The organism is Arhodomonas sp. KWT (assembly GCF_010993615.1).
Genome location: NZ_WNXE01000183.1, coordinates 1 through 4,258 on the forward strand (window position 1 = coordinate 1; position 4,258 = coordinate 4,258).

Consider the following 4,258-nt stretch of genomic DNA (forward strand, 5'->3'; position numbering starts at 1 on the left):
TATCGGCGGCGTGTGCGGCCAGTGAGAGCGCGAGCGCGGCCACCAGCGCCGCGAGGGGCCGGCGCCAGGTGGTCGCGATTTGCCGCTGGGCATGGTTCATAATCCAAAGCCTAGACCTTATAGTACCTATAAGGTAAAGCCCGGGAGGCACGTACCGTGCACTACACCATCAGCGAGGCGGGGCGTCGGGCCGGGTGCCCGGCCGTGACCATCCGTTACTACGAGCGTATCGGGCTGCTGCCGCAGCCGGCCCGGGGGACGAACGGTTACCGCTATTACACCGGGGCGGACGTCGAGCGCCTGGCGTTCGTGGTCCGCGCCCGTGAGCTCGGCTTCGGGCTGAGCGATATCGGCGAGCTTCTGGCGCTCGCCGCGCATCACGACCAGCCGTGCCAGGCCGTGGACGAGAAGATCGCCGGCCAGCTCGCCGCGGTACGCGAGCGCATCGAGCAGCTCACCGCCCTGCAGGCGCGGCTGGAACGGCTTCAGGCGGCCTGCAACGGCCGTCACCCCATCGATCAGTGCGGCATCCTCGCCGCGCTCTCACCGGAGGCGACCACCGCCGGGCAGTGAGCCCGCCGGGCCAGGCTCAGCGCAGGGGTTCGCGGCTGCGGTCCTGCATCAGCCACAGTGCAGCGGCGGCGACGAGTGCGGCGACGACGAGATAGAGTCCCGGCGCCCCCTGGTAGCCGGTGGCCGACATCAGCCAGCTCGCCATCATCGGTGCGGTACCGCCGGCGACGCCGAGCCCCAGGTTGTAGGCCAGGGAGTAGCCGGTGAGCCGGTCCGCCACCGGGAACAGCTCCACCAGCATCGCCGGCGCGGAGCCCAGCGGCAGCGCGATCAGCAGTGCCAGGATCACCTGCGCGGCGATCAGGTCCGGCAGCCCCCGGGCGGCCAGCACCACCAGGGCCCAGCCGCACAGCGCGACCAGTACGAACGCACCGACCAGCAGGGTGCGTCGCCGCATGACATGGTCGGTGAGCCAGCCGCTCAGGGGGATGATCGGCATGGCGAGCGCCAGACCCAGCGAGTTCACCTGCAGCGCCACGTCGTTGCCGATGCCCCCGATCTCGCTGGCATAGGTGGGCAGGTAGACCAGCGGGATGTAGAACACGATGCCGTAGCCCGAGGCGAAGATCACCGCCAGTACCGTCTCCCGCAGGTTCTGTGTCAGCGCCTCGTGCAGCGGCGAGTCGTCCTCGTGTTGCGCCTGATGGTGTGTCATGTGCGGCGAGGAGTGGAGGTCGCGTACATAGAGATAGGCCAGCAGCGCGAACACGCCGCCGAGGATGAACGGTACCCGCCAGCCCCAGGCCTCGACGGCGCCCTGCGGCAGTAGCGTGCTCACCAGCGCGGCCAGCCCCGAGCCCACCAGGGTCCCGGCCAGGCTGCCGAAGTTCGCCCAGCTGCCGGAGAAGCCGCGCCGGTGCAACGGCGAGGTCTCCACCATGTAGGTCACCGAGCCGCTGAATTCGCCGCCCACGGACAGTCCCTGCAGCAGGCGCACCCCGACCAGCAGCACCGCCGCCCACAGCCCGGCGCTGGCATGGGTGGGCAGCAGCCCGAGCAGGGTGGTGGCCGTGCCCATCGTGATGATGGAGATCTTCAGCACCGCCGCCCGGCCGAGACGGTCGCCCACGTAGCCGAACACCACGCCGCCGATGGGCCGCATCACGAACCCCGCGGCGAATACGCCGAAGGTCGCGATCAGCGACGCCAGGTGGTTGTCCGACGGGAAGAAGAGCTGGGAGATCACCGGCGCGAAGAAGCCGTAGAGGGCGAAATCGTACCACTCCATGACATTGCCGATGGTCCCGCCGACGACCGTCTTCGGTGTATGCGCGCGACCGGTATAGGCCTTGGTACGCGTGGGTTTCTGTTGGGGTGTGTCGTCCCCGGCTGTCGAGGTCATTCGTTCTCCTTGTCGTGACACGTCGTGAGTGAATGTCCGCCCCCTTTTCCGGGCAGACCGGCGAACGCCGTCGCCCGTTCCTTCCGGCGGGCGCGGTCGCGGGGTCGTAACCTCGCCGGTGCCAAGCTGCGCCGCACCATAGGGGGCGGCGATGAAGTCATTGAAATCAGCGATTTGACGCTTATCCGCCCCGGAACTAGCGTTCTGATCAAACTATACGCCCCCGGCCGGAGACAGGGTGCCCGCCCCTGTGGACGGGGCACGGTGTGGAGGAGATGCATGCCGGAATACAGCGAATCACGCGCGGCGATCCTCGATGCGATCTGCCGACGCCATGCCGACGCACCCGGTGCGTTGCTGCCTATCCTCCACGAGGTGCAGGAGCGCCTCGGCCATATCCCGGGGGATGCCGTTGCCGGCGTCGCCGAACGGCTCAACCTCACCCGCGCCGAGGTCGACGGGGTGGTGGGGTTCTATACCGACTTCCGCCGCGAACCGGCCCCCGCGCGGGTGGTGAAGGTCTGCCGCGCCGAGGCCTGCCAGGCCGTGGGTGGTCGCGAGGTCTACCGCGCCGCGGTCGCCGCCGCCGAGGCCGCCGGCGGTACGGTGGAGGTGGAGGCGGTCTACTGCCTGGGCAACTGCGCCTGCAGTCCCGCCGCCCAGGTGGACGGCGAGACCCTGGGGCGGCTCGACACCGAGCGGGTGACCCGGCTGGTCGCAGGCACGGACGGGGAGGTGCCGGCATGAAGGTCTTCCTCTCCCGGGACAGCAGCGCGCAGTCCATCGGTGCCGAGGCCGTCGCCCGTGCCCTGGCCCGGGTGGCGGCGGAGCGCGGTGAGCCGCTGGAGCTGGTGCGCACGGGCTCGCGCGGGCTGTTCTGGCTCGAGCCCATGATCGAGATCGAGCGCGACGGCCGGCGCGAGGGCTTCGGCCCGGTCACCCCCGCGGACGTCCCCGGGCTCGTCGCCGCGCTGGCCGATGGCGGTACCCACCCCCTCCATCTGGGCCGCATCGAGGAGCTGCTTGCCGCCCAGGGGCAGCGCCGGATCAACTTCCGGCGCTGCGGCGTCGTCGACCCGGCGTCCTGGGAGGATTACGTGGTCACCGGCGGTACCCGGGGCCTGCGGGCCGCGCTGGAGATGGCGCCGGCGGACGTGGTGGAGGCGGTAACCGCCTCCGGGCTGCGCGGCCGCGGCGGTGCCGGCTTCCCCACCGGCGTGAAGTGGCGCACCACCCACGAGGCGACCGCCCCGCGCAAGGTCGTGGTCTGCAACGCCGACGAGGGCGACAGCGGCACCTTCGCCGACCGCATGCTCATGGAGGGCGATCCCCTCGCCCTCATCGAGGGCATGGCCATCGCCGCCGTCGCGGTGGGGGCGGAGGAGGGCTACATCTACCTGCGCTCCGAATACCCCCACGCCCGCGAGGCCCTGGAGCGGGCGATCGGGATCGCCTACGACAACGGCCTGCTCGGCGCGGACCTGCTCGGCTCCGGACGCCGCTTCGATATCGCCCTGCGCATGGGTGCCGGGGCCTACATCTGCGGCGAGGAGACCTCGCTGCTGGAGAGCCTCGAGGGCCGGCGCGGGGTGATCCGCTTCAAGCCGCCACTGCCGGCGGTGCAGGGCGCCTTCGGTGTACCCACGGTGGTGAACAACGTCATCACCCTGGCCACCGTGCCGGCGATCCTCGCCGACGGCGCCGAGGCCTACGCCGCCCTCGGCCACGGCAAGTCCCGCGGCACCCTCACCGTGCAGCTGTGCGGCAACGTCCGCCGCCCCGGGCTCTACGAGGTGCCCTTCGGGGTGTCGCTGGCCCACGTCATCGACGAGCTCGGCGGCGGCACTGCCTCCGGGCGGCCGGTGCGCGCGGTGCAGGCCGGCGGCCCGCTGGGGGCCTACCTGCCGGCCCCGGCGCTGGACGTGCCGCTGGATTACGAGGCGCTGGCCGAGCGCGGCGGGATGATCGGTCACGGCGGCGTCGTGGTCTTCGACGACACCGTGGACATGGCCGAGCAGGCGCGCTTCGCCATGGAGTTCTGCGCCATCGAGTCCTGCGGCAAGTGCACTCCGTGCCGGATCGGCTCCACCCGCGGGGTGGAGGTCATCGACCGCATCCGTGCCGGCACCGACGCCGACGCCAACCTGGCCCTGCTCGGCGATCTCTGCGACGTCATGGAGCAGGGCTCGCTCTGCGCCCTGGGCGGGCTGACCCCGTATCCCGTGCGCAGCGCGCTCGAACACTTTCCCGAGGACTTCGGGACCCCGGCCGCCGCTGCGGCGGGCTGATCCGGCAAAGAGGTAGCCATGGCTGTCGTACAGGAAACGGACTACGGAACCCCGG

At 71.0% G+C, this 4,258-nt stretch carries 4 protein-coding genes; 3 read left to right on the plus strand and 1 reads right to left on the minus strand.

The genetic code is table 11. From position 1 onward, the window contains the following. Positions 1-156: 156 nt before the first annotated feature. A complete protein-coding gene (locus tag G7A99_RS16200) occupies positions 157-573 on the plus strand; it encodes a MerR family transcriptional regulator (protein WP_018717721.1) in 417 nt (138 codons plus the stop codon). 16 nt (positions 574-589) lie between these two features. Here the strand turns inward: G7A99_RS16200 and G7A99_RS16205 are convergent, their stop codons facing one another. Further along, the gene (locus tag G7A99_RS16205) at positions 590-1,915 is read right to left on the minus strand and encodes an MFS transporter (RefSeq protein WP_163142059.1); all 1,326 of its coding nucleotides are present in this window, start codon (positions 1,913-1,915) and stop codon (positions 590-592) included. 279 nt (positions 1,916-2,194) lie between these two features. On the opposite strand from G7A99_RS16205, the gene G7A99_RS16210 reads away from it, so the two are divergent. Further along, a complete protein-coding gene (locus G7A99_RS16210) occupies positions 2,195-2,662 on the plus strand; it encodes an NAD(P)H-dependent oxidoreductase subunit E (protein WP_018717723.1) in 468 nt (155 codons plus the stop codon). Next, positions 2,659-4,203, plus strand: a complete 1,545-nt coding sequence (locus tag G7A99_RS16215; protein WP_018717724.1) for an NADH-quinone oxidoreductase subunit NuoF — start codon at positions 2,659-2,661, stop codon at positions 4,201-4,203. The genes G7A99_RS16210 and G7A99_RS16215 overlap by 4 nt, the downstream gene beginning before the upstream one ends. Positions 4,204-4,258: the final 55 nt, after the last annotated feature.